At 68.1% G+C, this 22,474-nt stretch carries 24 protein-coding genes; 13 read left to right on the plus strand and 11 right to left on the minus strand.

Going from position 1 to position 22,474, the window contains the following annotated elements; all coding sequences use genetic code 11:
• Positions 1–14 precede the first annotated feature (14 nt).
• The gene (locus tag FFS72_RS06655; RefSeq protein WP_050066115.1) at positions 15–212 is read right to left on the minus strand and encodes a DUF7455 domain-containing protein; all 198 of its coding nucleotides are present in this window, start codon (positions 210–212) and stop codon (positions 15–17) included.
• 236 nt (positions 213–448) lie between these two features.
• Between FFS72_RS06655 and FFS72_RS06660 the strand changes: the two genes are divergently transcribed.
• The 3 genes from FFS72_RS06660 to FFS72_RS06670 are packed head-to-tail and all read left to right on the plus strand — an operon-like array spanning position 449 to position 2,527.
• Complete coding sequence (locus tag FFS72_RS06660; RefSeq protein ID WP_137873261.1) at positions 449–781, plus strand: DUF952 domain-containing protein; 333 nt, start codon at positions 449–451, stop codon at positions 779–781.
• Positions 782–829: 48 nt separating this feature from the next.
• Positions 830–1,312, plus strand: a complete 483-nt coding sequence (locus FFS72_RS06665) for a cation:proton antiporter regulatory subunit (protein ID WP_050066113.1) — start codon at positions 830–832, stop codon at positions 1,310–1,312.
• Between the two features lie 3 nt (positions 1,313–1,315).
• Positions 1,316–2,527 (plus strand): cation:proton antiporter, encoded by a 1,212-nt coding sequence (locus tag FFS72_RS06670; protein ID WP_137873194.1) that lies wholly within the window; start codon positions 1,316–1,318, stop codon positions 2,525–2,527.
• 15 nt (positions 2,528–2,542) lie between these two features.
• Here FFS72_RS06670 and FFS72_RS06675 read toward each other — a convergent pair whose 3' ends face one another.
• Positions 2,543–3,907, minus strand: a complete 1,365-nt coding sequence (locus FFS72_RS06675; protein WP_050066110.1) for an RNA polymerase sigma factor — start codon at positions 3,905–3,907, stop codon at positions 2,543–2,545.
• A gap of 121 nt (positions 3,908–4,028) precedes the next feature.
• Positions 4,029–4,838 (minus strand): polyphosphate--glucose phosphotransferase, encoded by an 810-nt coding sequence (gene ppgK / locus FFS72_RS06680; protein ID WP_137873195.1) that lies wholly within the window; start codon positions 4,836–4,838, stop codon positions 4,029–4,031.
• A 60-nt stretch (positions 4,839–4,898) separates the two neighbouring features.
• Between ppgK and FFS72_RS06685 the strand changes: the two genes are divergently transcribed.
• Positions 4,899–5,828 (plus strand): inositol monophosphatase family protein, encoded by a 930-nt coding sequence (locus FFS72_RS06685; protein ID WP_137873196.1) that lies wholly within the window; start codon positions 4,899–4,901, stop codon positions 5,826–5,828.
• 10 nt (positions 5,829–5,838) lie between these two features.
• Here FFS72_RS06685 and cei read toward each other — a convergent pair whose 3' ends face one another.
• Positions 5,839–6,522: an envelope integrity protein Cei gene (gene cei / locus FFS72_RS06690; protein WP_137873197.1), complete on the minus strand. Its 684-nt coding sequence runs from the start codon at positions 6,520–6,522 to the stop codon at positions 5,839–5,841.
• 507 nt (positions 6,523–7,029) lie between these two features.
• On the opposite strand from cei, the gene FFS72_RS06695 reads away from it, so the two are divergent.
• On the plus strand, positions 7,030–7,332 hold the full coding sequence (locus FFS72_RS06695) for a DUF4193 domain-containing protein (RefSeq protein ID WP_050066107.1): 303 nt from the start codon (positions 7,030–7,032) through the stop codon (positions 7,330–7,332).
• 172 nt (positions 7,333–7,504) lie between these two features.
• On the opposite strand, the gene FFS72_RS06700 is transcribed toward FFS72_RS06695, so the two are convergent.
• Positions 7,505–7,981 (minus strand): DUF3093 domain-containing protein, encoded by a 477-nt coding sequence (locus FFS72_RS06700; protein WP_137873262.1) that lies wholly within the window; start codon positions 7,979–7,981, stop codon positions 7,505–7,507.
• A gap of 75 nt (positions 7,982–8,056) precedes the next feature.
• On the opposite strand from FFS72_RS06700, the gene dut reads away from it, so the two are divergent.
• Both dut and FFS72_RS06710 read left to right on the plus strand, forming a co-directional pair.
• Complete coding sequence (gene dut, locus FFS72_RS06705) at positions 8,057–8,548, plus strand: dUTP diphosphatase (protein ID WP_137873198.1); 492 nt, start codon at positions 8,057–8,059, stop codon at positions 8,546–8,548.
• On the plus strand, positions 8,548–9,360 hold the full coding sequence (locus FFS72_RS06710) for a DUF3710 domain-containing protein (protein WP_137873199.1): 813 nt from the start codon (positions 8,548–8,550) through the stop codon (positions 9,358–9,360). The genes dut and FFS72_RS06710 overlap by 1 nt, the downstream gene beginning before the upstream one ends.
• Before the next feature lie 4 nt (positions 9,361–9,364).
• On the opposite strand, the gene FFS72_RS06715 is transcribed toward FFS72_RS06710, so the two are convergent.
• Positions 9,365–10,093, minus strand: coding sequence for an alpha/beta hydrolase (locus tag FFS72_RS06715; RefSeq protein WP_137873200.1), 729 nt, complete (start codon positions 10,091–10,093; stop codon positions 9,365–9,367).
• A 147-nt stretch (positions 10,094–10,240) separates the two neighbouring features.
• Here FFS72_RS06715 and FFS72_RS06720 point away from each other — a divergent pair, with 147 nt between their 5' ends.
• Both FFS72_RS06720 and FFS72_RS06725 read left to right on the plus strand, forming a co-directional pair.
• Positions 10,241–10,618, plus strand: coding sequence for an OB-fold nucleic acid binding domain-containing protein (locus tag FFS72_RS06720; protein ID WP_050066103.1), 378 nt, complete (start codon positions 10,241–10,243; stop codon positions 10,616–10,618).
• Between the two features lie 13 nt (positions 10,619–10,631).
• Positions 10,632–11,366, plus strand: a complete 735-nt coding sequence (locus FFS72_RS06725; RefSeq protein ID WP_137873201.1) for a DUF3159 domain-containing protein — start codon at positions 10,632–10,634, stop codon at positions 11,364–11,366.
• 203 nt (positions 11,367–11,569) lie between these two features.
• On the opposite strand, the gene FFS72_RS06730 is transcribed toward FFS72_RS06725, so the two are convergent.
• Both FFS72_RS06730 and FFS72_RS06735 read right to left on the minus strand, forming a co-directional pair.
• Positions 11,570–12,232: a potassium channel family protein gene (locus FFS72_RS06730; protein WP_050066265.1), complete on the minus strand. Its 663-nt coding sequence runs from the start codon at positions 12,230–12,232 to the stop codon at positions 11,570–11,572.
• A gap of 58 nt (positions 12,233–12,290) precedes the next feature.
• Positions 12,291–12,956 carry a potassium channel family protein gene (locus FFS72_RS06735; protein ID WP_137873202.1) on the minus strand — a complete coding sequence of 222 codons (666 nt, stop codon included), beginning with the start codon at positions 12,954–12,956 and terminating at the stop codon, positions 12,291–12,293.
• 178 nt (positions 12,957–13,134) lie between these two features.
• Here FFS72_RS06735 and FFS72_RS06740 point away from each other — a divergent pair, with 178 nt between their 5' ends.
• From FFS72_RS06740 to FFS72_RS06755, 4 genes are all read left to right on the plus strand, one after another.
• Entirely contained in the window at positions 13,135–15,150 is a 2,016-nt protein-coding gene (locus FFS72_RS06740) for an APC family permease (RefSeq protein WP_137873203.1), read from the plus strand.
• Positions 15,147–16,415: a class I SAM-dependent RNA methyltransferase gene (locus FFS72_RS06745; protein ID WP_137873204.1), complete on the plus strand. Its 1,269-nt coding sequence runs from the start codon at positions 15,147–15,149 to the stop codon at positions 16,413–16,415. Before FFS72_RS06740 ends, FFS72_RS06745 begins: the two co-directional genes overlap by 4 nt.
• Positions 16,416–16,539: 124 nt before the next feature.
• On the plus strand, positions 16,540–17,025 hold the full coding sequence (locus tag FFS72_RS06750; protein WP_137873205.1) for a MarR family winged helix-turn-helix transcriptional regulator: 486 nt from the start codon (positions 16,540–16,542) through the stop codon (positions 17,023–17,025).
• Entirely contained in the window at positions 17,022–18,608 is a 1,587-nt protein-coding gene (locus tag FFS72_RS06755) for an MDR family MFS transporter (protein ID WP_137873206.1), read from the plus strand. The genes FFS72_RS06750 and FFS72_RS06755 overlap by 4 nt, the downstream gene beginning before the upstream one ends.
• A gap of 65 nt (positions 18,609–18,673) precedes the next feature.
• On the opposite strand, the gene FFS72_RS06760 is transcribed toward FFS72_RS06755, so the two are convergent.
• The 3 genes from FFS72_RS06760 to glsA are packed head-to-tail and all read right to left on the minus strand — an operon-like array spanning position 18,674 to position 22,374.
• On the minus strand, positions 18,674–19,516 hold the full coding sequence (locus FFS72_RS06760; RefSeq protein ID WP_137873207.1) for an ABC transporter permease: 843 nt from the start codon (positions 19,514–19,516) through the stop codon (positions 18,674–18,676).
• Positions 19,513–20,478, minus strand: a complete 966-nt coding sequence (locus FFS72_RS06765; protein WP_137873208.1) for an ATP-binding cassette domain-containing protein — start codon at positions 20,476–20,478, stop codon at positions 19,513–19,515. Before FFS72_RS06765 ends, FFS72_RS06760 begins: the two co-directional genes overlap by 4 nt.
• Before the next feature lie 42 nt (positions 20,479–20,520).
• Positions 20,521–22,374 carry a glutaminase A gene (gene glsA / locus FFS72_RS06770; RefSeq protein ID WP_137873209.1) on the minus strand — a complete coding sequence of 618 codons (1,854 nt, stop codon included), beginning with the start codon at positions 22,372–22,374 and terminating at the stop codon, positions 20,521–20,523.
• Positions 22,375–22,474: the final 100 nt, after the last annotated feature.

The following is a 22,474-nucleotide window of genomic DNA, read 5'->3' on the forward strand; positions in this document are numbered from 1 at the left end:
TTCGGCTGTACGCCTCAGATCGCTGCCTCGACGGCACCGGACACGATCGTCGCGTTCATGGCGCGAAGCCGGTCCGAATGCTCGTTCGCGTGGTGCTGGCAGAACAGGAGTTCTCCCCCTGATGTGAGGAGCGCGCGAACGCGGGCTCCTGCACCACACCGGTCGCACCGGTCGGCTGCGGTCAACGGGGCGGTGGTCAGTGTCTCGGGCATGACTCCTCCGTACTGGCCGCCGGCGTGACCCGGTGGCCTGGTGCGTGCTCCGCCGTGCCGTCTGGCGCGGTGGACTCACTCTGTCAGACGTTCGGCGTTCGAGCATTGTTCCCGAGGGTGTTTCTTTGTGGTTTCACTAACAGGAGAAATCCGACACGGGTGACGTGCGTCACTCTTTCTGGTCTGTCCCGTCCGCGGGATACGCTCCGCGGGTGACGGATTCGAACCTCGTACACATGTGCACCGCCGCGGAGTGGGAGAGCTGCCGGGCCACCGGGAGTCGGCGCCCCGACAACTTCGACACCGACGGATTCGTGCATCTGTCGACCCGCGACCAGGTGCACCTCCCGGCGAACCGCCTCTTCGCCGGGCACACCGACCTCGTCCTGCTCCACCTGGATTCGTCGCAGCTCGGGGCCGAGATCCGTTGGGAGCCGGGAGTCCCCACAGACCCGGATTCGATGCTGTTCCCGCACCTCTACGGCCCGCTCCCTGCCGCCGCCGTCACGGCCGTCACGCGGTACCGACCGGGCGTCGACGGGTGGTTCGGGACGCCGCCGCCACCGTGAATTGACGGTGTCGCGGCCGAAATCCTCCCGCGGCGCTACCGTTGAGACATGAACGTGGAAGTGACCCCGCTACCCGGAATCGGGGTGCGGAAGGACTTCGAGCTGACCACCGGGCGGCGCGTTGGTGTCGTCGCCTTGCGTGACGGTGGCCTCGACCTCATCGTGTCCAAGAAGGGTGACCCCGACTCCTGTCAGGCATCGGTTCGACTGACCGACGACGAGGCTGCCGTCCTGGCGAACCTGCTCGGTGCCCCGCAGTTGGTGTCGCAGCTGCGCGAGGAACACCGCGACCTGCCCGGGATCTCCACCCGACAGCTTCCCATCGGCGAAGAATCGCCGTACGACGGGCGGACGCTCGGCGAGACCGCGATGCGTACCCGGACCGGTGTCTCGGTCGTGGCCGTGATGCGGGCCGGCCAGGTGTACCCGTCGCCGAACCCCGACTTCAACCTCACCGAGGGTGACCTCCTCGTCGCCGTCGGCACCTCGGACGGACTCGACGCAGCCGCCAAGATCCTGCACAACGGGTGATCGGTGAGCGGCACCGCACTCGCGCTGATCGAACTGGGCGCGATCTTCTTCGTACTCGGTGTCCTCGGTCGACTCGCCAGTCGGGTCGGAATGTCGCCGGTACCGCTCTACCTTCTCGGTGGCCTGTGCTTCGGGCAGGGCGGTTTCATCTCGCTCGGTGACGTCAGCGAGTTCGGACACATCGCCAGCGAGATCGGTGTCGTGCTGCTGCTGTTGCTGCTCGGACTCGAATACCGGGCATCCGAGCTCGTCACCGGGCTGCGGAAGTCGTGGATGGCAGGCGTCGTCGACCTCGTGCTCAACGCACTGCCGGGTGTGGTCGTCGCACTGTTCCTCGGGTGGGGTCCGGTCGGCGCGCTCGTGATGGGCGGCGTCACCTACATCTCGTCCTCCGGCATCGTCGCCAAGGTGCTCACCGACCTGGGACGCCTGGGCAACAGGGAAACGCCTGTCGTGCTGTCGATCCTCGTGTTCGAGGACCTGACGATGGCGGTGTATCTCCCGATCCTCACCGCGGTCGTCGCCGGTGTCGGGGTCGTCGGCGGACTACGGGCAATGATCATCGCGCTCGCCGTGTTGGTGCTCGTGCTGATCGTCGCCCTGCGGTACGGGCACGTGGTGTCCAACCTCGTCGACGCCAAGGAACGCGAGGTGTTCCTGCTCAAGCTTCTCGGCGCCGCCCTGCTCGTCGCGGGCTTCGCCTCCGCCCTGCAGGTGTCCGCGGCCGTCGGGGCGTTCCTGCTCGGTATCGCGATCTCGGGGTCGACCGCACGCAACGCCACCCAGGTGCTCGAACCGCTGCGGGACCTGTTCGCGGCGATGTTCTTCGTCGTGTTCGGACTCAACACCGACCCGGCCACCATCCCGCCGGTTCTGGCGTGGGCGGCCGTCCTCGCAGTGGTGACGGCCGGAACCAAGGTCGCCACCGGTGTCTGGGCGGCCCGTAGGCAGGGCATCGCGCGGATGGGACAGGCCCGCGCCGGCGCCGCCCTCGTGGCGCGTGGCGAGTTCTCCATCGTGATCGCGGGCCTCGCGGTGTCCGCCGGCGCGGTCGAGGGCGAACTGGCCGCCCTGGCGACGGCCTACGTGTTGCTCATGGCCGTGCTCGGTCCGGTCGCCGCCCGAGTCGTCGAACCGTTCATGCAGTGGGTGACACGCGAGCGGCCGCCGGACGGTGATCCGGCGGCCGCTCGTGAGGGCATCGGGGAGATCTAGGCTCCCGGCGCGACGCTAGTCCAGGTAGTCGCGGAGCACCTGGGACCGCGACGGGTGGCGCAGCTTCGACATCGTCTTCGACTCGATCTGGCGGATGCGCTCGCGGGTCACGCCGTACACCTGACCGATCTCGTCGAGGGTGCGGGGCTGACCGTCCGTCAGACCGAAGCGCAGTCGCACGACGCCCGCTTCACGCTCGGACAGCGTGTCGAGCACCGACTGGAGCTGATCCTGCAGCAGCGTGAACGACACCGCGTCGACGGCGACGACAGCCTCGGAGTCCTCGATGAAATCGCCGAGCTGGCTGTCGCCCTCGTCGCCGATGGTCTGGTCGAGGGAGATCGGCTCACGCGCGTACTGCTGGATCTCGAGGACCTTCTCCGGCGTGATGTCCATTTCCTTCGCCAGCTCCTCCGGAGTGGGCTCGCGGCCCAGATCCTGGAGAAGCTCGCGCTGGATGCGGCCGAGCTTGTTGATGACCTCGACCATGTGCACCGGGATACGGATGGTGCGGGCCTGGTCGGCCATCGCGCGGGTGATCGCCTGACGGATCCACCAGGTGGCGTACGTGGAGAACTTGTAGCCCTTCGTGTAGTCGAACTTCTCGACTGCACGGATCAGACCGAGGTTGCCCTCCTGGATGAGGTCGAGGAACGCCATACCTCGGCCCGTGTACCGCTTCGCCAACGACACCACGAGGCGCAGGTTCGCCTCGAGAAGGTGGTTCTTGGCGCGGTTGCCGTCACGGCAGATCCAGTTGAGGTCGCGCCGCTGCGCGACCGGCAGCTTCTCGCCCTTCTCGGTGAACTCCTGCATCAACTGCGTCGCGTAGAGGCCGGCCTCGATGCGCTTGGCGAGTTCGACCTCCTCCTCGGCGTTGAGGAGGGCGACCTTGCCGATCTGCTTCAGGTAGGCGCGAACCGAGTCCGCGGACGCGGTGAGCTCGGCGTCCTTACGTGCCTGGCGAAGGGCCTCGGACTCCTCCTCGTCCCAGACGAAGTCGCCGGACGCCTTGTCCTTCTCGGACGGCTCCTCGGTCTCGGCATCGTCCTCGACGACGATCTCCTCGACGACCTCTTCGGTCAGTTCGCCCTCGGGACCGTCGAGTTCGGCTTCGTCGTCCTCGAGGCCGTCGGCATCGGGATCGCCGGCCTTGGCGGTCGCCTTCTTCGCCGCGGTCTTCTTGACGGCGGCCTTCTTGGCGGGAGCCTTCTTAGCGGCGGCCTTCTTGGCGGGAGCCTTCTTCGCCGCGGCCTTCTTGGCAGGAGCCTTCTTCGCGGCCGCCTTCTTCACGGGGGCGGTACCGGCGACGGCCGAGTCCTGAGCAGTGCCTGTGTCGGCAGCAGAGTCGGCGGTCTGACTGGTTTCAGTGGCGGCCACGTACGCCCTTTCGTGACGGAGTCGTGCGGCGTCACGCCAGAGTGATTTCCGGCGGAGAGGTCAATTGATTTCGGCCGGCTTTGGACGTCGGCCTCACCATTGTAACGATCGCGGCGGGGTGCTATCGCCCGATGCTGGTCACGGACGCGAGAGCGGCCCCGACGATGCCCGCCGTGTTCCTCAAAGTGGCCGCCACGACGGGCGTGCGAGTCGTCAGGTGCGGGATCCACTTGTCGCCCTTTCGGCTGATCCCGCCGCCCACGATGAACAGGTCCGGCCACAACAGCTGCTCGTACCGTTCGAGTACCCGTGAGACCTCCTTCGCCCAGTCCTTGTACGAGAGGTCCTTGTGTTCCTTGACCGCGGACGAGGCCCGGTGCTCGGCTTCCTTCCCGTCGACCTCCATGTGGCCGAACTCGGTGTTCGGCAGGAGCACGCCGCGGTTGAGGATCGCCGATCCGATCCCGGTGCCGAACGTCAACAGCACGACGACGCCGTCCACCTCCTTGCCCGCGCCGTACCGGTCCTCTGCGATCCCCGCCGCGTCCGCGTCGTTGAGGACGGAGACCGGACGTCCGCCGAGGGTTCGCGAGAACAACTCGGCGGCGTCGGTTCCGATCCACGAGTGGTCGATGTTGGCCGCGGTCCGGGCGACGCCGGATGTCACGACCGCCGGGAGGGTGATACCGACCGGTCCGGCCCATTCGAACCGGTTCACGATCTCCAGGACCGTCTCGGAGACCGCGTCCGGCGTCGAGGGGTGCGGTGTGAGGATCTTCTGCCGCTCGCCGACCAGCTCCCCGGTGTCCAGATCCACGACGCCACCCTTGACGCCGCTGCCTCCGACGTCGATTCCGAGTGCATGGTTACCGCTTGCGGGAGGGGTGGCTGCTGAGGCGCTGCCCGGCTCCTGCTGTGCCGCATCCGTCATGCGAGCCACGATAGTGGCTGCCGGCGCTGCGCGTCGGGAAGCAGTGGGGGACCATGGGGCGTGCCGCTTTTCGACGATCACCCCGCTGTCCGTGACCACGTCGCCGCCGATTCCACATCTGGTTCGGTCGACCCTCGAACACTTCGGGAGGTGGCGGTCCGGGTCGCCGTCGAGGCCGCCGCCCACGCGTCGACTCGACGTCCGCAGGTGTTCGCCTCGGTGGGCCACGCGGTCCGGGAGACCGAGGCGGGCGCGGGCGCCGTCGACACCAAGAGCACACCGACCGACCCGGTGACGGTGGTCGACACCGAAACCGAGATCCTCATCCGTGCCCGGCTCGCCGACCTGCGACCCGGAGATGCGGTCCTGGGCGAGGAAGGCGGCCGCGACGGCGGACCCGAGGGGATCCGGTGGGTGGTCGACCCGATCGACGGCACCGTGAACTTCCTCTACGGGATTCCCGCGTACGCGATCTCGGTGGCGGCGCAACTCGACGGCGTGTCCGTCGCGGGCGCGGTGGTCGACGTGGCCGGGGGAGCGGTGTACTCGGCCGCACGGGGGCACGGGGCCACGTTGCACGAGGCCGACGGAGCGGTCCATGCACTGCGGTGCACGACCGTCACAGAGGTGTCGATGTCGTTGCTCGCCACCGGATTCGGCTACGCCCCAGCGCGGCGGCAGCGGCAGGGCGAACTCATCGCAGCCCTGCTGCCGCAGGTCCGTGACATCCGCCGGATCGGTTCGGCGGCACTGGATCTGTGCATGGTTGCGGCCGGCAGGGTCGACGCGCACTTCGAGCACGGGCTGAGCCCCTGGGACTGGGCCGCCGGCTCGCTGATCGCGGAGGAGGCGGGTGCCGTGGTGATGTTGCCGTCGCCGGAGTCGACGAGCGCCGACGGTGACGTCACGGTCGCGGCGGCGCCCGGTGTCGCGGCGGCGCTGGAGGCGACACTGGCCGGGATCGGAGCACTGGATCCGATCCCGGCGTGAGTGCGGGCCGTCAGCAGTGTGCGGTGCGCGCCGCGTTGAGCAGGTCGATGTCGACGGCGCCCGCGCTGCCGGGAGCGGTCGTCTTCAGCGCGGCGAGAACTTCCTCGGCGTCGGTGTTCGGCTGGATCTTGCGGAAGTAGGTGCCGAGCGCGAGATCGACGACGTCGTCGGTGCGCGCGTCCTGCACCAGTTCCGCGCACGGCATGGCCAGCCACAGCGAGCTGGCCGCGGCGAGACCGTTGGCTCCGAAGCGGATCTGTCCCTGGCACTGCATGTTCTGGTCGGTGTACACCGGGTCGTTTCCGGACTGGACGTCCGGTGCAGACGCGAACCCGTAGTCGCTGAGCTGTGACGCGACGTCGGCGGCCTGGCCGCGCTCGCCGTTGGCGTTGAACACGCGGACCCGGGTCGCGGCGAGCGGCGCCGGTTCGACGTCGAGGAGCGTCGAGGCGGACACGACGTCGCCGAGCGGCTGCGGTTCCGGGTCTCCCGCCTCGAGCGGTCCCGACGTCGACGGCGGGTTGCACACGACCGGCGCGGACAGTTCGGCGGGCTTGGTGAGGATCCGGAACCACACGACGGCACCCAGCACGGCGAGCACAGTGATGAGGATCATCACAGGGAGTGCACGGCGGTACGGATACGGCTTGCCGCTCGGGTCCGTCGACCGGCCGTCGGTGATCAGTGAAACCACGTTGCGTCCTGACCTCTCGCTGTTCGGGGTGCGCCGGCCGGCCCCGGTCGGGGAGAGCCGTTGGGGGCGCGGATCTGCTGCTGCGCTTGGCACAGCGTAGTGAACGCGGGGGCGTGCGGACGACACCGGACGGGGCCCTGCGCGCCTCGCGGGCGGGAGTCGCCGGTGGGGCGCCGTGGCGGTGGGTGACACCGGCCGCCGCCGGCCCGGAATGTCTGGGTCCACGGGAGTGTTGGTGCCGATTGTCCGACAATTTGCGGGCCACGGCGAAATGAACCGCGACTTTTTCGCGTAGTTCGGCTATTGTCTGGCCGCCTGATGATGACAGGACGAAGGCTCTGCGGTGCGCTACCGGAGGAGAATGTGAGGCGAATCATAATTCGCCTGACGAACTTCCGGTACCACTTTTCGTTCTGGCGCGTTGTGTAGCGGGACTGCACCAGGTGGTACGCCCACCAGGGCGTGGGGACGGGGACAGATGACGAGAGAGGACGAGGGGAAGACGAGATGGCAACCGACTACGACGCACCGAGGCGATCGGAGTCCGACGAGGTGTCGGAGGATTCGCTGGAGGAGTTGAAGGCGCGACGGAACGAGGCTCAGTCCGCGGTCGTCGACGTCGACGAGTCCGACACGGCGGAGTCCTTCGAACTGCCGGGCGCCGACCTGTCCGGCGAGGAACTGTCGGTTCGGGTGGTTCCGAAGCAAGCCGACGAGTTCACCTGCTCGAGCTGCTTCCTGGTTCACCACCGGAGCCGACTCGCCAGCGACGCGAACGGCGTGATGATTTGCATGGACTGCGCCGCCTGACGCAGTGAACGACGGCCGCGCCGACCTGTCATGGTCGGACCCAACGGGGTCCGACCCGGGTGGGCTGCGGTTCGAGGACGTCGGCATCTGACCGACCTTGCGCCCGCAAACGCCCGTGGCCGACCCGAACGATCGGGTCGGCCACGGGCGTTTCGGCTGTGTGGGTCCGAGCTCAGCTCGCGTCGATGCGCCAGCCGAGGGCGGCAGCGAGTTCGCGCGGGTGTCGCGTGCTCACCAGCCAGTACGGCGTCGGATCCTCGGGATCGTCGAGAACGATCAGCAGCATCGGCCCGATCCACGTCCGGTTCTGAACGAACGCCGCGGGATCGAGCTGCCTGCCCAGCGCCGCCGACTTGGCCGACCCGGGCACGACCGCCACCCGGGCGATCGCGTCCACGGGCAGGTGTGCGCGTCCCACTCGCAGCTCGCCCTCGCCGGAACCGGGGCCGGGCACGACCTCGACTTGCAGGCGGCTGAGCCACAGCAGTCCCCATGCGGGGATCGGGATCAGTACCACGTACGGCAGCCAGGAGACGAGCCCGGGCGCTCCCATGTTCACCTCGACGGCGAGCAGGATCGCGATCGCCAGGCCCGCAACCCACCACCACAGCGGGACGCGGAGGCGCTCGGAATACTTCGTGATCTCCAGTGGCGCGGGGGTGGAGGACGGTTGGTTCGCAGGTCCGGGCTTTACAGGCACACACTCAGAGTAGTCTCGGTCCACGTGAGCGATCTTCCTGCCGTCGAGTTGAAGCGCCTCGACCCCGAGACACCACTGCCCCGACGTGCCCACGAGGGCGATGCCGGCGTCGACCTCTGCTCCACCGTGGACGTCACCCTCCAACCCGGCGAGAGGGCTCTCGTCGGTACCGGCATCGCGATCGCGCTGCCGATCGGGACGGTGGGGTTGATTCATCCGCGGTCGGGTCTGGCGGCGAAATCGGGGCTGTCCGTGGTCAACACGCCCGGCACCGTCGACGCCGGATATCGAGGCGAGATCAAGGTCTGCCTGATCAACCACGACCTCCACACCCCGATCGAGATCCGGCGCGGGGACCGGATCGCGCAGCTGCTCGTGCAGCGCGTGGAACTGGTGACGTTCGTCGAGGTCGACGAACTGGACGAGACGAGCCGGGGCACCGGCGGCCACGGGTCGAGCGGCGGACATGCGCTGCTCCACGTGGTGCCGGAGCAGGCCGAGGGAGAGGCGCAGTGATGTTCGGACGCAAGAAGAAGACCGACGCAGACGAGACGCCTGTCGAGTTCGACGTCGCCGACAGCAACACGGACACCGACGAGTTCCCGGCACTCGGCACCGAGGACCGGGGCCCGTACGACGCGACCGACTTCGAGGACGCGGAGCCGACGGAGGGGCGCCTCGACCTCGGGTCGGTTCTCGTTCCGGTTCCGGACGGCGGCCAGATCCAGGTCGAGATGTCCACCGACGGCTCACCGCAGGCCGTCCATCTGGTCACGCAGTACGGCCGCATCACCGTCGCGGTGTATGCCGCACCGAAGTCTCCCGGGCAGTGGCGCGAGGTCGCGTCGGATCTGGCGGAATCGCTGCGCGGTGACAACGCGCAGGTCTCCGTCGAAGGTGGGCCGTGGGGCCGCGAACTGCACGCCGTCACACCCAACGCGGATCTCCGCTTCATCGGTGTGGATGGTTACCGCTGGATGATCCGGTGCGTCGTGGCGGGGCCGGCCGGAACCGCGGGCGTGGATTCGGACCTGGCACGGGTCGCGCGGGAAGTGCTGAGGGAGACGGTGGTCCGCCGCGGCGACGAGCCGCATCCCGTGCGCACGCCGCTGCCGGTGGTTCTTCCGCAGGTGCTCGCCGACCAGCTCGTGGCCGCGCAGCAGCAACAGGTGCTCGCGCAGCAGCAGGCCGCTGCAGCACAGGCCGAGGCGCAGCGTCAGGAGGCGATCGCGGCGGTACAGGCGCAGCAGGCGAAGGACGCCATGCCACCCGAGCAGCGCCCGGGTGGCAGTGGTTCGGCGATGCAGCAGATCGAGCGCGACTCGTAGGAACTCAGCTCACTCGATGCGCTGTGGCGGGGGAGACCCGCTGCAGCGCATCGAGCGACACCCGTCCGAGGACGGACGGATCGGCCCCGATCTCGTCGAGGGTGACGGTGCCGAGGACGGAGTGGGGAAGCATCCGCGTCCAGTCCTGCGACACGGTGAGGGGATGCACGGCGTCGTCGACGGCCGCGCAGATGCCGACCGGGACCTCACAGCACGCCATCTCGTCGGCCGTGGGCGCGTGGTATCCGGCCGCCTCGTCCAGCGCGAGCGGGAGCTGCGGCCATTGGGACCGCCACGAGCGTTCGAGTTCGCCGGCAAGCCAGGCGGGCGAGGACGCCGTCATCTCGGCGGTCACGGTGTCGAGTCCGTCGGCGCGCAGCCGGGTTGCTGTGTAGGCGGCGCTCAGCGCTGCGGGCGCGTTCGCGGGGTTGCCGGTCCATGCAGGCAGGGCAGCGAGGACCCCGGCCGCGCGATCGGGGTGTTGGGTTGCCCACTCGAGCGCGATGGATGCCCCGATGGAGATGCCTGCGGCCAGGATCCGGCCGTGCTGCCGCGCCGCCGAGTTCAGTGCGTCGAGGTAGCTTCCGACGAGTCGGGCCGGATCGGGTTCGACGGCAATGACATGCACCCCGATCTGCGACAACGCGTCGGTGAACGCGCGTGCCGCGAAGTCGGCGTCGGAGCCGGTTCCGGGGAGGGCCACCGCGACCGGCGGCAGTGTGAGCGAAGCCATTCGTCGATAGTGCACGGCCGGTCCCGAGCTCGTCGCAGGAGGTCTGATTGACCCCCTGCAAATGAGGTCTACAGTGGCGAGAAGAGAGACCACACGTGGACTACCCGTGGCGCGAAAGTCGCGCCGCACGCTGCTCGGAGGGGCGCAATGGCACTCGCGGCCAACGGATACATTCGGCGACTGACCCGGCGACTGACCGAGGACATCGACCAGCTCGACGCCGAGGAACTGGCGGAGTCGTTGCACGCCACAGGCGCGCAACGCGCCTGTGACTGTCGACATGGCGAAGAAGTGACGATGCGGGGTCGGCTGCGCAGCGTCGAATCCTGCCCCAAGGCGTCCGCCGCAACGGTGCAGGCGGAACTGTTCGACGGCACCGATCCCGTGACGCTGGTGTGGATCGGGCGGCGCCGCATCGCGGGGATCGAAACCGGTAAGCAGCTGCTGGTGCGGGGACGCATCGGCGACCGCAACGGTCAGAAGGTCATCTACAACCCCTACTACGAGCTCCTGGGCGACTCGTAGCGCTCCGCGGTGGATGTGGCACCCTCGTGTGGTGACGGACAAGCAGCCCACCATTCTCGAACAGCTCGGAGGCGTCAGCGGGCTGGTCTACTCGACCCTGCCGGTGCTGGTGTTCGTACCGGTCAACGGATTGTTCGGGCTGACCGCGGCGATCTGGTCCGCCCTCGGGGTCGCGGCGGTGATCCTGGTGTGGCGCCTCGTCGTTCGTGGAACCGTGCAACCGGCGATCTCGGGGTTCCTCGGTGTCGGTGTCTGTGCGTTCATCGCCTACCGCACCGGTGACGCGAAGGGCTACTTCCTCTTCGGCATCTACACCTCGTTGCTGTACGGGGCGGTGTTCATCGCGTCGATCCTCGTCCGCTGGCCGCTGGTCGGTGTGGTGTGGGGATTCCTGAACGGCCACGGCAACAGTTGGCGCACGTCCCGCTCGGCGATCCGGGCCTACGACATCGCGACGTTCGCGTGGGCGCTGGTGTTCGGCGCGAGGTACGTCGTGCAGTCCCAGTTGTACGACACCGACCACACGGGGTGGCTCGCGGTCGCCCGGATCGGCATGGGGTGGCCGCTCACGGCGCTGGTGCTGCTGGTGACGGTGTGGGCTGTTCGACGCGCCGATCACGTGGTGGACGAGGATGCGCTCGACACCGACACTGACACCGATGCTGATGCCGACGTCACCGCGGACGGCGCGACGCCCGATGCGGCCGACACCGATACGGGTGAGACTCCCACCTCGCACGGTCGCTGATCGCACAGGGCGACACCGATTTCGCAGGCGTTCCGATGAATTCGGAGGAGTGCCTGCGAAATGGTGTCGCGGCGAAGAATTTCCTCGCCCCGTCGTCGGGGCAATTTGCTGAGGAATGTCGCGGGGCGATTGTCGGCTGTCGTGTATTTCGAATGATGTACAAATTCTTGGACACTCGACGGTGAAAGTGTCCAAGCAATTCGTCAGCGAGTCAGGCCGAGAGCGTCCCGGAGTTGTTCCTCGACCTCGACCGACGCCACGAACACCAGTTCGTCACCGCCCTCGATCGGATCGTCGGGCTGCGGCGTGATGACCCGGCCACCGCGGATGATCGTGACGAGCGCGGCGTCGCGCGGCAATGTCATCTTGCGGACGGGCTTGCCCGCAAGCGACGTGTCCGGCGGGAGGGTGACCTCGACGAGGTTCGCCTGACCCTGACGGAACGTCATCAGCCGGACCAGGTCGCCCACCGAGACGGCCTCCTCGACCAGCGAGGCGAGCATTCGCGGCGTCGACACCGCGACGTCGACGCCCCAGGACTCGTCGAAGAGCCACTCGTTGCGGGGATCGTTGACGCGGGCCACGACGCGCCGGACCGCGAACTCGGTCTTCGCCAGGAGGCTGACCACGATGTTCGCCTTGTCGTCGCCCGTCGCGGCGATGACGACGTCATAGGACTCCAGTTGGGCCGCTTCGAGGAGACCGAGTTCGCAGGCGTCCGCATGGACCCAGTGAACCTCCGGGATCGCCTCTGGGTCGACGTGCTCGAGTTTGCGCTCGAGGAGCATCACGTGGTGATCGCCGCGGACGAGTTCGCGGGCGATCGATCTGCCGACAGCGCCGGCTCCGGCAATTGCGACTCTCATCGGGTCCATCCGATCGGTTTCGGGTGAGAGGTTGGCTCGGCGGGGACGTGCACGGTTCTCACTCGTCCGCCGGAGGCGGGGTGGCGGCGAGCGCCACCGCTTCGGCGACGGTGCCGGACACCGCCGCGATGTACACCTGGTCGTCCGCCTGGATGACGGTCTTGGCCGTCGGCAGGATTCCGGCACCGAAGCGGATCAGGAAGGCGACCCGCGACGTCGTGAACTCCTCGAGTTCGGTGACCTTGCGTCCGATCCAGTCCTCGTGAAGGTCGAGTTCTGCGACGGCGACCGTGCCCGTGGGGTCGCGCCACTTCGTGGTCTGCGACTCGCGGGTGAGGTGGTGCAGGAAGCGGTCGGTCGTCCACGGGACGGTCGCGACGGTGGGGATGCCGAGGCGCTCGTAGACGGCCGCGCGTTTGGCGTCGTAGATGCGCGCGACGACCCGGCCGACGCCGAACGTCTCGCGGGCCACCCGGGCGGAGATGATGTTCGAGTTGTCGCCGGACGAGACCGCCGCGAACGCCTCGGCCTTCTCGATGCCTGCCTTGACGAGCACGTCGCGGTCGAAGCCCATGCCGACCACCCGATGCCCGGTGAACTCGGGGTCGAGTCGCCGGAACGATTCCGGGTCCCGGTCGATGATCGCGACCTCGTGTCCGATCCGGCTCAGTCCGGCCGCGAGGGCGGACCCCACTCGGCCGCACCCCATCACGACTACGTACACCTGACACCCTTTCCTGGCCGGTGTCGTCCGATGCGGCACCGATGATGTGGTCCGAACGGTACCGCTCGGAACGGGGTGGTGCCGACGGGCATGCCGAAATCCGCCCGAAGCGGACTCGAAGCGGACTCGATGGGGAGTGGATGGGGCTGGATCGGTTCCGACGGCTTACGCTTTGGCGGTGTCAAAGCTGTCGACCGCTGCGAAGCGGCTGTTGGTGGGTAGGCCGTTCCGGAGCGACAAGCTGGGACACACCCTACTGCCCAAGCGGATCGCGCTGCCGGTGTTCGCATCCGACGCGATGTCGTCCGTGGCGTATGCCCCGGAGGAGATCTTTCTCGTCCTCTCCGTGGCGGGCATCTCGGCGTACGCGTACACCCCGTGGATCGGGCTCGCCGTCTGCCTCGTGATGGCCGTGGTGGTTGCCAGCTACCGGCAGAACGTCCACGCCTACCCTTCGGGCGGCGGCGACTACGAGGTCGCAACGGTGAACCTGGGCCCCAACGCGGGTCTGACGGTGGGTAGCGCACTCATGGTCGACTACGTGCTGACCGTCGCGGTGTCGATCTCGTCCGCCGCGTCGAACATCGGGTCGGCGGTCCCGTTCGTCGCGACCCACAAGGTGCTGTTCGCGGTCGCGGCCATCGTGTTGCTGACCGCGATCAACCTGCGGGGAATCCGGGAATCGGGGACTGCGTTCGCGATTCCCACGTACGCGTTCATCGTCGGTATGTTCCTGATGCTCGGTTGGGGGTTCTTCCGGATCTACGTGCTCGGGGAAGATGTCGCGGCGGAGTCGTCCGGATTCGACCTCGTGGCGGAGGATTCGCACCTGGTCGGTATCGCGTTCGCCTTCCTGATCGCCCGCGCGTTCTCCTCGGGGTGTGCGGCGCTGACCGGTGTCGAGGCGATCAGCAACGGTGTGCCCGCCTTCCGGAAGCCGAAGTCGCGCAACGCGGCGACCACGCTCTTCCTGCTCGGCGCGTTCGCGATCGCGCTGCTGATGGGCATCATCACGCTCGCGCAGAAGATCGGCATCGTGTACGCGCACGATCCGGCGACGCAGTTGGTCGGCGCTCCCGAGGGATATCAGCAGAAGACGTTGATCGCGCAGATCGCGGAAGCGGTGTTCGAGGGGTTCCCGATCGGATTCTTCTTCATCGCGATCGTGACGGCGCTGATCCTGGTACTGGCAGCGAACACGGCGTTCAACGGGTTCCCCGTACTCGGTTCGATTCTCGCCCAGGACCGCTACCTGCCGCGGCAGCTCCACACCCGCGGTGACCGGCTGGCGTTCAGCAACGGCATCCTCTTCCTCTCCGGCGCAGCGATCGCGTTCGTGGTGGCGTTCGGCGCCGAGGTGACCAAGCTGATCCAGCTGTACATCGTCGGAGTGTTCGTGTCGTTCGTGCTGAGTCAGACCGGCATGATCCGGCACTGGACGCGGCATCTGAAGTCGGAGTCGGACCCCGCTCAGCGTCGGCACATGCAGCGTTCCCGGGTGATCAACTCGATCGGTCTCGCGATGACGGGTGCCGTCCTGGTCATCGTCCTGCTCACCAAGTTCGCGGCGGGCGCGTGGATTGCGATCGTGGCGATGGTTGCGATCTTCGTGCTGATGAAGTCGATCCGGCGGCACTACGACGGCGTCGCAGCGGAACTCGTCGACCAGGAGTGGGACGGGGTGCTGCCCAGCCGGACCCATTCCATCGTGCTGGTGTCGAAGCTGCACATGCCAACGTTGCGCGCGCTCGCCTACGCTCGCGCGACACGGCCCGACACTCTCGAGGCGATCACCGTCAACGTCGACGACCCGGACACCCGCGCGTTGGTGCGCGCATGGGAGAAGAGCGATATCACGGTGCCGCTCAAGGTGATCGAGTCGCCCTATCGGGAGATCACGAAGCCGGTCCTCGACTACGTGCGGCGGGTGCGCCGCGATTCGCCGCGCGACGTGGTGACGGTGTTCATCCCCGAGTACGTGGTGGGTCACTGGTGGGAGCAGATCCTGCACAACCAGAGTGCCCTTCGCCTCAAGAGCAGGCTGCTGTTCCAGCCCGGTGTGATGGTGACGTCGGTGCCGTGGCAGCTGACGTCGTCCGAGCGGGTGAAGCGGTACACCGTTCCGTCGGGGCCGGGCGGAACGCGTCGCGGCTTCGATGCACCCGACACGAACGGATCGGACACCCCCCGATGAGCGAGAGCTGGGTCGGCGCGGAACTGGAACTGCGACTGGGCAATCCGGGGCACGGCGGTTTCTGCGTCGCGCGCCACGAAGGTCGCGTGGTGTTCGTTCGGCACGGGCTGCCGGGGGAGTTGGTGCGGGCCCGGGTCACCGAGGACCGCGGTGGGTCGTTCTGCCGCGCCGACGCGGTCGAGGTGGTGGAGTCGTCGCCGGACCGCGTCGATCCCCTGTGTCCGATCTCCGGTCCCGGCGGCGCGGGCTGCTGTGACCTGTCGCATGCGACCCTGTCCGCGCAGCGGGCGATCAAGGCGTCGGTGGTTGCGGAGCAACTGCACCGGCTGGCGGGCGTGGAGCGCGAGGTGGAGGTCGAGGATCTTCCCGGTACCGGTGACGGATCCGGGTGGCGTACCCGTCTGCGGCTCGCCGTCGACTCCGAGGGGCGCGCCGGTTTTCACGGATATCGGAGCAGTGGGGTCGTCACGTCGCTCGGGTGTCCGCAGCCGGTGTCGGGGATGTACGACGGTCTCGCCGATCGGTCGTGGCGCCCCGGAGCGGAACTCCTGGTCGCCGTCGACTCGGACGGACTGCGGCACGTCGTCGAGATCGAACCGGCCGAGGTGAGCCGGACCGGTCGGCGCAGCCCCGGTCGGCGCGGGGCGACAGCACGACGTGCGGCGTCGTCGCGGCGACGACGTGAGCGTCCGGTGATCGGCAGTGGCAGGGTCACACAGCGTGTCGCGGGCCGAGAGTGGGAATTGTCGGCCAGGGGATTCTGGCAGGCCCATCGAGGGGCTGCGGACCGCTATTCCGAGGTCGTCTCCGAGTGGGCGGAACTGGGTGCCGGCGACGTCGCGTGGGACCTGTACGGCGGTGTCGGTGTCTTCGCTGCCGCGCTCGCAGTGCAGGTGGGGGAGGGCGGGACGGTCCTGTCCGTCGAATCGAGCCGCGGCGCCGTCGAGGACGGCAGGAGGTCGCTCGCGGACCTGCCGCAGGTCCGCCTCGAGGTGGCCCGGGTGGAGAGTGCGTCGACGCTGTTGTCTGGTGGTGTCGGGACCGTCGTCCTCGATCCGCCGCGTGCAGGTGCGGGACGCGCGGTGGTGGCAGCCGTCGCCGCAGCCGGTCCGCGGACGGTGATTCATGTCGGGTGCGATCCTGCGGCATTCGGTCGCGACGTCGGCCTCTACCTGGAGCAGGGCTTCCGGCTGGACGAGGTCCGGGCATTCGACGCCTTCCCTCTCACTCACCACATGGAGTGCTTCGCGCGACTGACGCGCTGATCGCCGGATGGCCGGATGCGGTGGCGATCACACCTCCCGAGACTTGATTGCAGTCTGCAACCAATTATATACTTGCATAACGCAAGCATATTAAAGGCGTCTTTACCTTCCGTGGAGTTGACCGATGGCCGTCCAGACCGCAACCGCAGAAAGCCTCGTCGAAGAGGTGTTCCTCTTCGGGCGAGTGCTCCGCGGCGCCCTCGGCAGCGACCAGACGGACCTGCCGCCCGCGCTGATCGGTGTCCTGCACGTCCTCGCACACAGTGCGCCGTGCCGGCAGAACGAACTGGCTCTCAGCCTGTGCGTGAGCCAGTCGGCACTCAGCCGACAGGTCGCCGAACTCGTCGACGCCGGACTCGTCGAACGTCACCCCGACCCGGAGGACAGGCGCGCTTCGCTCGTCCAGGTCAGCGACGCGGGCCGCCGACTGCTGATCGAGAACACGGGCCGCATCGTCGCGCGCCTGCGTGAGCGATTCGGCGAATGGAACCAGGACGAGGCGGAAGACGCGCTGATCGCCCTGAAACACCTCAAGGAGACCTTCTCCACCATCCCGGTGCGGACCCCCGCTGCCGGCGCCATCACACAGAACGAAGGGGGTGTCGCATGACCACGACAGCCACACGCAGCCCGGGCGAGGCGCAGTCCGAAGAGCTGATGAACCACCGGCAGATCCTCGAGGTACTCGCCGGACTGCTCGCCGCGCTGTTCACCGCACTTCTCAGTTCGACCATCGTCTCGACGGCGTTGCCCACGATCATCGGTGACCTGAACGGGTCGCAGACCCAGTACGCCTGGGTCATCACCGCCGCGCTGCTCGCGACCGCCGCGTCGACGCCGATCTGGGGCAAGCTCTCCGATCTCTTCAACAAGAAGGTCCTGGTCCAGTCCGCGATCGTGATCTTCGTGGTCGGCTCCGTGATCGCGGGACTGTCCCACAACGTGCCGCTCCTGCTCGGCGCCCGCGTCATCCAGGGCATCGGCATGGGCGGTCTGACGGCGCTCGTCGTCGCGATCATCGGAACGATCATCCCGCCGCGCGACCGCGGCCGGTACTCCGGCTACATGGGTGCCGTCATGGCCGTGTCGATGGCTGGCGGGCCGGTACTCGGCGGCGTGATCGCCGACACCCTCGGCTGGCGCTGGTGCTTCTTCGTGTGTGTCCCGCTCGCCGTGATCGCCCTGTTCCTGTTGCAGAAGACGCTGCACATCGAGACCAACCGGGTCGACGGCGTGAAGATCGACTGGCTCGGTGCCACCCTGCTGACCGCCGGAGTGTCCGTGCTGCTGGTGTGGGTGTCGTTCGCGGGCAAGGCCACCTACTACGACTGGATCTCCACGGAGTCCGCGCTCATGGTCGGCGGCGGTCTGCTGCTCCTGATCGCGACCGTCGTCGTCGAGAGCCGCGCCACGTCGCCGATCATCCCGCTCAAGATCGTGACTGAGCGGACCACCGCGCTCGCGATCGTGGCCTCGATCGCCGTCGGCATCGGACTGTTCGGCGCGACCACGTTCCTGACCCAGTACTTCCAGACCTCACGCGGCTTCTCGCCCACCGAGGCCGGGTTGCTGACCATCCCGATGGTGGCGGGCATGCTGGCAGGCACGGTCGGGTCGGGACAGCTGATCACCCGGTACGGCAAGTGGAAGAGCTTCGTCGTCGCGGGAGCCTTCCTGCAGGTCGTCGGATTCGCACTGCTCTCGACCGTCGACCACGAGACCGCGATTCCGCTGATCGGTCTCATGATCGCCCTTCTCGGTCTCGGCACCGGCATGCTCATGCAGAACGTCGTACTCGCGGTGCAGAACACGGTGAGCGTCCACGACGTCGGCGCGGCGTCCAGCGTGGTGGCGTTCTTCCGGACGTTCGGTGGCGCGATCGGCGTGTCGGTGCTCGGTTCCGTCCTCGCCACCCGCGTCGGCGACCTCACGGCGTCCGGCTTCGCGAAGCTCGGCATCGACCCTCACGCCTCCGGCGGGGGCGGCGGGAGCCTGAACCTCGGGGCCCTTCCCGAGCCCGTCCGTGACGTCATCAGAGCGTCGTACGGCGACGCGACGGGGCGGATCTTCCTGATCGCCGCGTTCGTCTCCGTGGTCACGGTGATCGCGGTCGCGTTCCTGCCGAACAAGCCGCTGCGCACGACGATCGACCTCAAGCCCTCTGTCGCGGACGAGGAGTACGCGAAGGTCTAGCCGCCGGTCTCCCGGTCACGCGAAAGGCCCGATCCCATGGTGGGACCGGGCCTTTCGCGTTGCACTCAGGACTTGCGGTTGTACAGGCGCATCGTGATCGGTCCGAAGATCACGATGAATCCGGCACACCACGCGAACACGATCCCGAGGCTGCCGGTGGGCATGGTGCCGCTCATCAGGTCGCGCATGCAGGTGACGAGCTGGCTGATCGGATTCACGTCGACGAACGCCTGCAACCACCCCGGCATCGTGGCCGGGTCGACGAAGATGTTGCTGGCGAACGTGAGGGGGAACAGGATGAACATCGACACGCCCATCACGGCCTGCTCCGTGCGCATCAGCATGGCGAACATCGTCCAGATCCACGACATCGCGAACGAGAAGAACAGCAGCAGGGCGATCGATGCGACGACGCCGACGAATCCGCCCGCGGGCCGGAATCCGAGGATCAGACCGAGCACCATCACGATCACCGACGCGATCGTGTAGCGGACGAGGTCGCCGAGCAGTGCCCCGACGAGCGGAGCGGGTCGCCAGATCGGCAGCGAGCGGAACCGGTCGAAGACGCCCTTCTCGATGTCCTTGTTGAGCGTCAAACCCGTGTACATCGTGATCATCACGACCGTCTGCACGAGGATGCCGGGGATCAGCCACTGCACGTACGCCTCGGTCGACCCCGCGAGTGCGCCGCCGAACAGGTACGTGAACATGAGGGTGAACATGATCGGGAACATGGTCACGTCGAAGAGCTGCTCGGGGACGTGCTTGATCTTGAGCAGCGCCCGCCAACCGAAGGACAGTGACGACGCGACCGCGTTCGGCCGCTTCGGCCGTGGGCCGTCGAGGGCGAGTGCAGCGCCGACGGCAGCGGCGGGTGAGGTGGCGGAGACGGTGGTGGTCGTGGTCATGCGGTGGTCTCCTCGAGATCGTCGGCGGGCCGGCCGGTCAGGGCGAGGAAGACCTCGTCGAGACTCGGCTGACCGAGGGCGAAGGTGGTGACCGCGATGCCGGCCTCGTTCAGTGCGGGAAGTGCCCGTGCGACACGCTCGCTGTCGTCGATGCGCGCGGTCAGCGCCGCGGGATCGGTTTCGGCGGTGACCTCGACTCCCAGCACGGTGGTGAGCAGGGCTCCGGCGTCCTCGCGTCGTGCCGGATCGGCGACACGGACGTGCAGCGCGCCCGACCCGACCGACGCCTTCAATTCGCCGGTCGTGCCCTCGGCGATGACGCGACCGTGATCGATCACGGCGACACGGTCGGCGAGCTGATCGGCCTCGTCGAGGTACTGAGTCGTGAGCAGCACGGTGGTGCCTCCCGCGACGAGTGCGCGCACGATCTCCCACACCTGGTTGCGGCTGCGCGGGTCGAGGCCGGTCGTGGGCTCGTCGAGGAAGATCAGCTCTGGTGTGACGATGATCGACGCGGCGATGTCGAGGCGTCGTCGCATGCCACCGGAGAAGTTCTTCACCTGCCGGTCCGCGGCGTCCGTCAGGTCGAACGCGGTCAGCAGTTGCTCGGACCGCGAGCGCGCGGCACCGCGGGAGAAGCCGTACAGGCGGGAGAGCAGCACGAGGTTCTCCGTGCCGGTGAGGTCCTCGTCGAGCGACGCGAACTGACCGGTCAGCGCGACCTTGCTCCGCACGGTGTCGGCCTCTCGGACCACGTCGTGGCCCAGGACACGGGCCGACCCGCCGTCGATGTCGAGGAGCGTGGCGAGCATCCGGATCGTCGTGGTCTTGCCCGCACCGTTGGGTCCTAGGACGCCGTAGACGCCGCCGCGTGGAACGGCGAGGTCGACGCCGTCGACCGCGACGGTCTTGCCGAAGCGTTTGACGAGTCCCTGGGTGTCGATCGCGAGGTCGGTTGGCATGACGACCAGCCTGTCCGATTCGGGCGGATCGGGCAATGGAATTTATCGGACCTTCACCGGCGACGGGAGACCGGGAACGGCCGGTCCGTGGACGCCGAATCCGCGAATCGCCGTGTCGAGCTGGGCGTATGCGCTGGTGAGGAGCCGGTTGAGGAGTGCGACCTTCACTCCGGGAGCAGCGTCGGTGAGAGTCGCGAAGTGTTCGGGCGAGAGAATGGCGAAGCGGGCCGGTGTGTCGGCTCGGATGTCCCCGAGGAACGTTCCCCCGATCAGGGTCGGCATCTCGCCGAAGGTCATACCGGGTGCGAGGGTGGTGATCCGGTGGATGGAACCGTCCGGCCCCGTGACGGTGGTGCTGACCCGGCCGGACAGGATCAGGGCGATGCCGATCGCATCCTCCCCCCGCCGGACGACGGTGTGCCCGCCGGGCACCTCGCGGAAGTCGAGTTGGGCCGCCACCTGCGCGAACTGGTCGGTGGTGAGGTGTGCGAGCAGGGGATGGTCGCCGAGTTCGATGGACGCCGGGATCCGGCCGGTCGCGCAGTGCCGGTCCAGGACCACTGTTTCCGCCCATTCCAGTGCGCTGTCGAGGTCGACGAACACGCGTCCGCGCCCCGATGGGTCGATGCTCGACGCGGTGTTGCCCAGGTGCCCGTCGGGGTCGACGAATGCGCAGGGGCACCCCGACCCGTCGAGGTCCTCGCGCATCTCGGTGAACATCCGCCGCGCGACGTCGCCGACCTCGTCGACGCGGCGCAGATCGACGACGACGGCCTCGAGTCCGGCGGCGCGCTCGCCGATGGCGCGGACCGCGGACTCGGCGCCTGCGAACAGCAGGTCGCCGTGCAGTTCGTAGACGCGGGCACGGTCACCGAGTCGCGCGAGCGTCGCGCGTTCGGCGTCGGTTCGGCGTTGTCTCGACGGCGCCTCGGTGACGGTGTAGCTGGACCGGATCGCCGAACGTGCCGCGCGGGTGACGTGCAGGAAGTGCAGTTCGAGGGTCTTCGACAGTTCCCGGCACGCCTGCACGCCGCGGACGCTGTTGCCGTGGGCGTCGAGGCGGGGGGAGTGCACCGCGATGCCGATCTGGCCGGGCAGTACCGCGAGTACGCCGCCCCCGACGCCACTCTTGGCGGGCAGGCCGACCCGCGCGATCCAGTCGCCCGCCGCGTCGTACATGCCGCAGGACGTCATCACCGACAGCACCCGCTCGACGTGCTCCGGGGCGAGCGCGCACTCGCCGGTCAGCGGGTGGGTTCCGTTGTTGGCGAGTGTCGCGGCCATCAGTGCCAGATCCCGGGAGGTGACGTTGACCGAGCATTGGCGGAAGTACAGGTCGACCGCGTCCTCCGGGTCGTCCGTGATGATGCCGAACGAACGCAACATGTGACCGATCGCCCGGTTGCGGTGCCCGGTGCGGGCCTCCGAGGCGTACACCTCCTCGTCGACGGTCAGCTCGCGTCCGGCATAGGCGGAATAGCAGCGGCGGATCCGCTCGAACCGCTCGGCAGGGTCGGCGCCCGCGATCAGCGATGCGGCGGTGATCGCGCCCGCATTGATCATCGGGTTGCGGGGTCGCTCCGTGACCGGGTCGAGGCTGATCTCGTTGAAGGGCTCGCCGGACGGTTCGACGTCGACCTTGGTGGCGACGAAGTCGGGCCCGCGATCGGCGAGGGCGAGTCCGTACGTCAGTGGCTTCGAGATCGACTGGATGGTGAACTCGACGTCGGACGGACCGACCTCGTAGACATGCCCGTCGGCGGTGGCCACGCAGAGCGAGAAGGTGTCGGGCGACACCTGGGCGAGTTCGGGTATGTAATCCGCGAGCGCACCGTCACGGTTGCCGCGGCAACGCTCGAACACTTCGCCGATGATCGTGTCCACCACGGTGCGCATGCGACCAGGTTTGCATCCCAGGCGGCGCCGCGCGACCTGTGATGTGACTCACCGGGGCAGTCATAATGGAGCAGGCAGCGCGCATCGGCGGCGGGTCGCG

The organism is Rhodococcus sp. Q (assembly GCF_005503035.1).
GTDB lineage: Bacteria > Actinomycetota > Actinomycetes > Mycobacteriales > Mycobacteriaceae > Rhodococcus_G.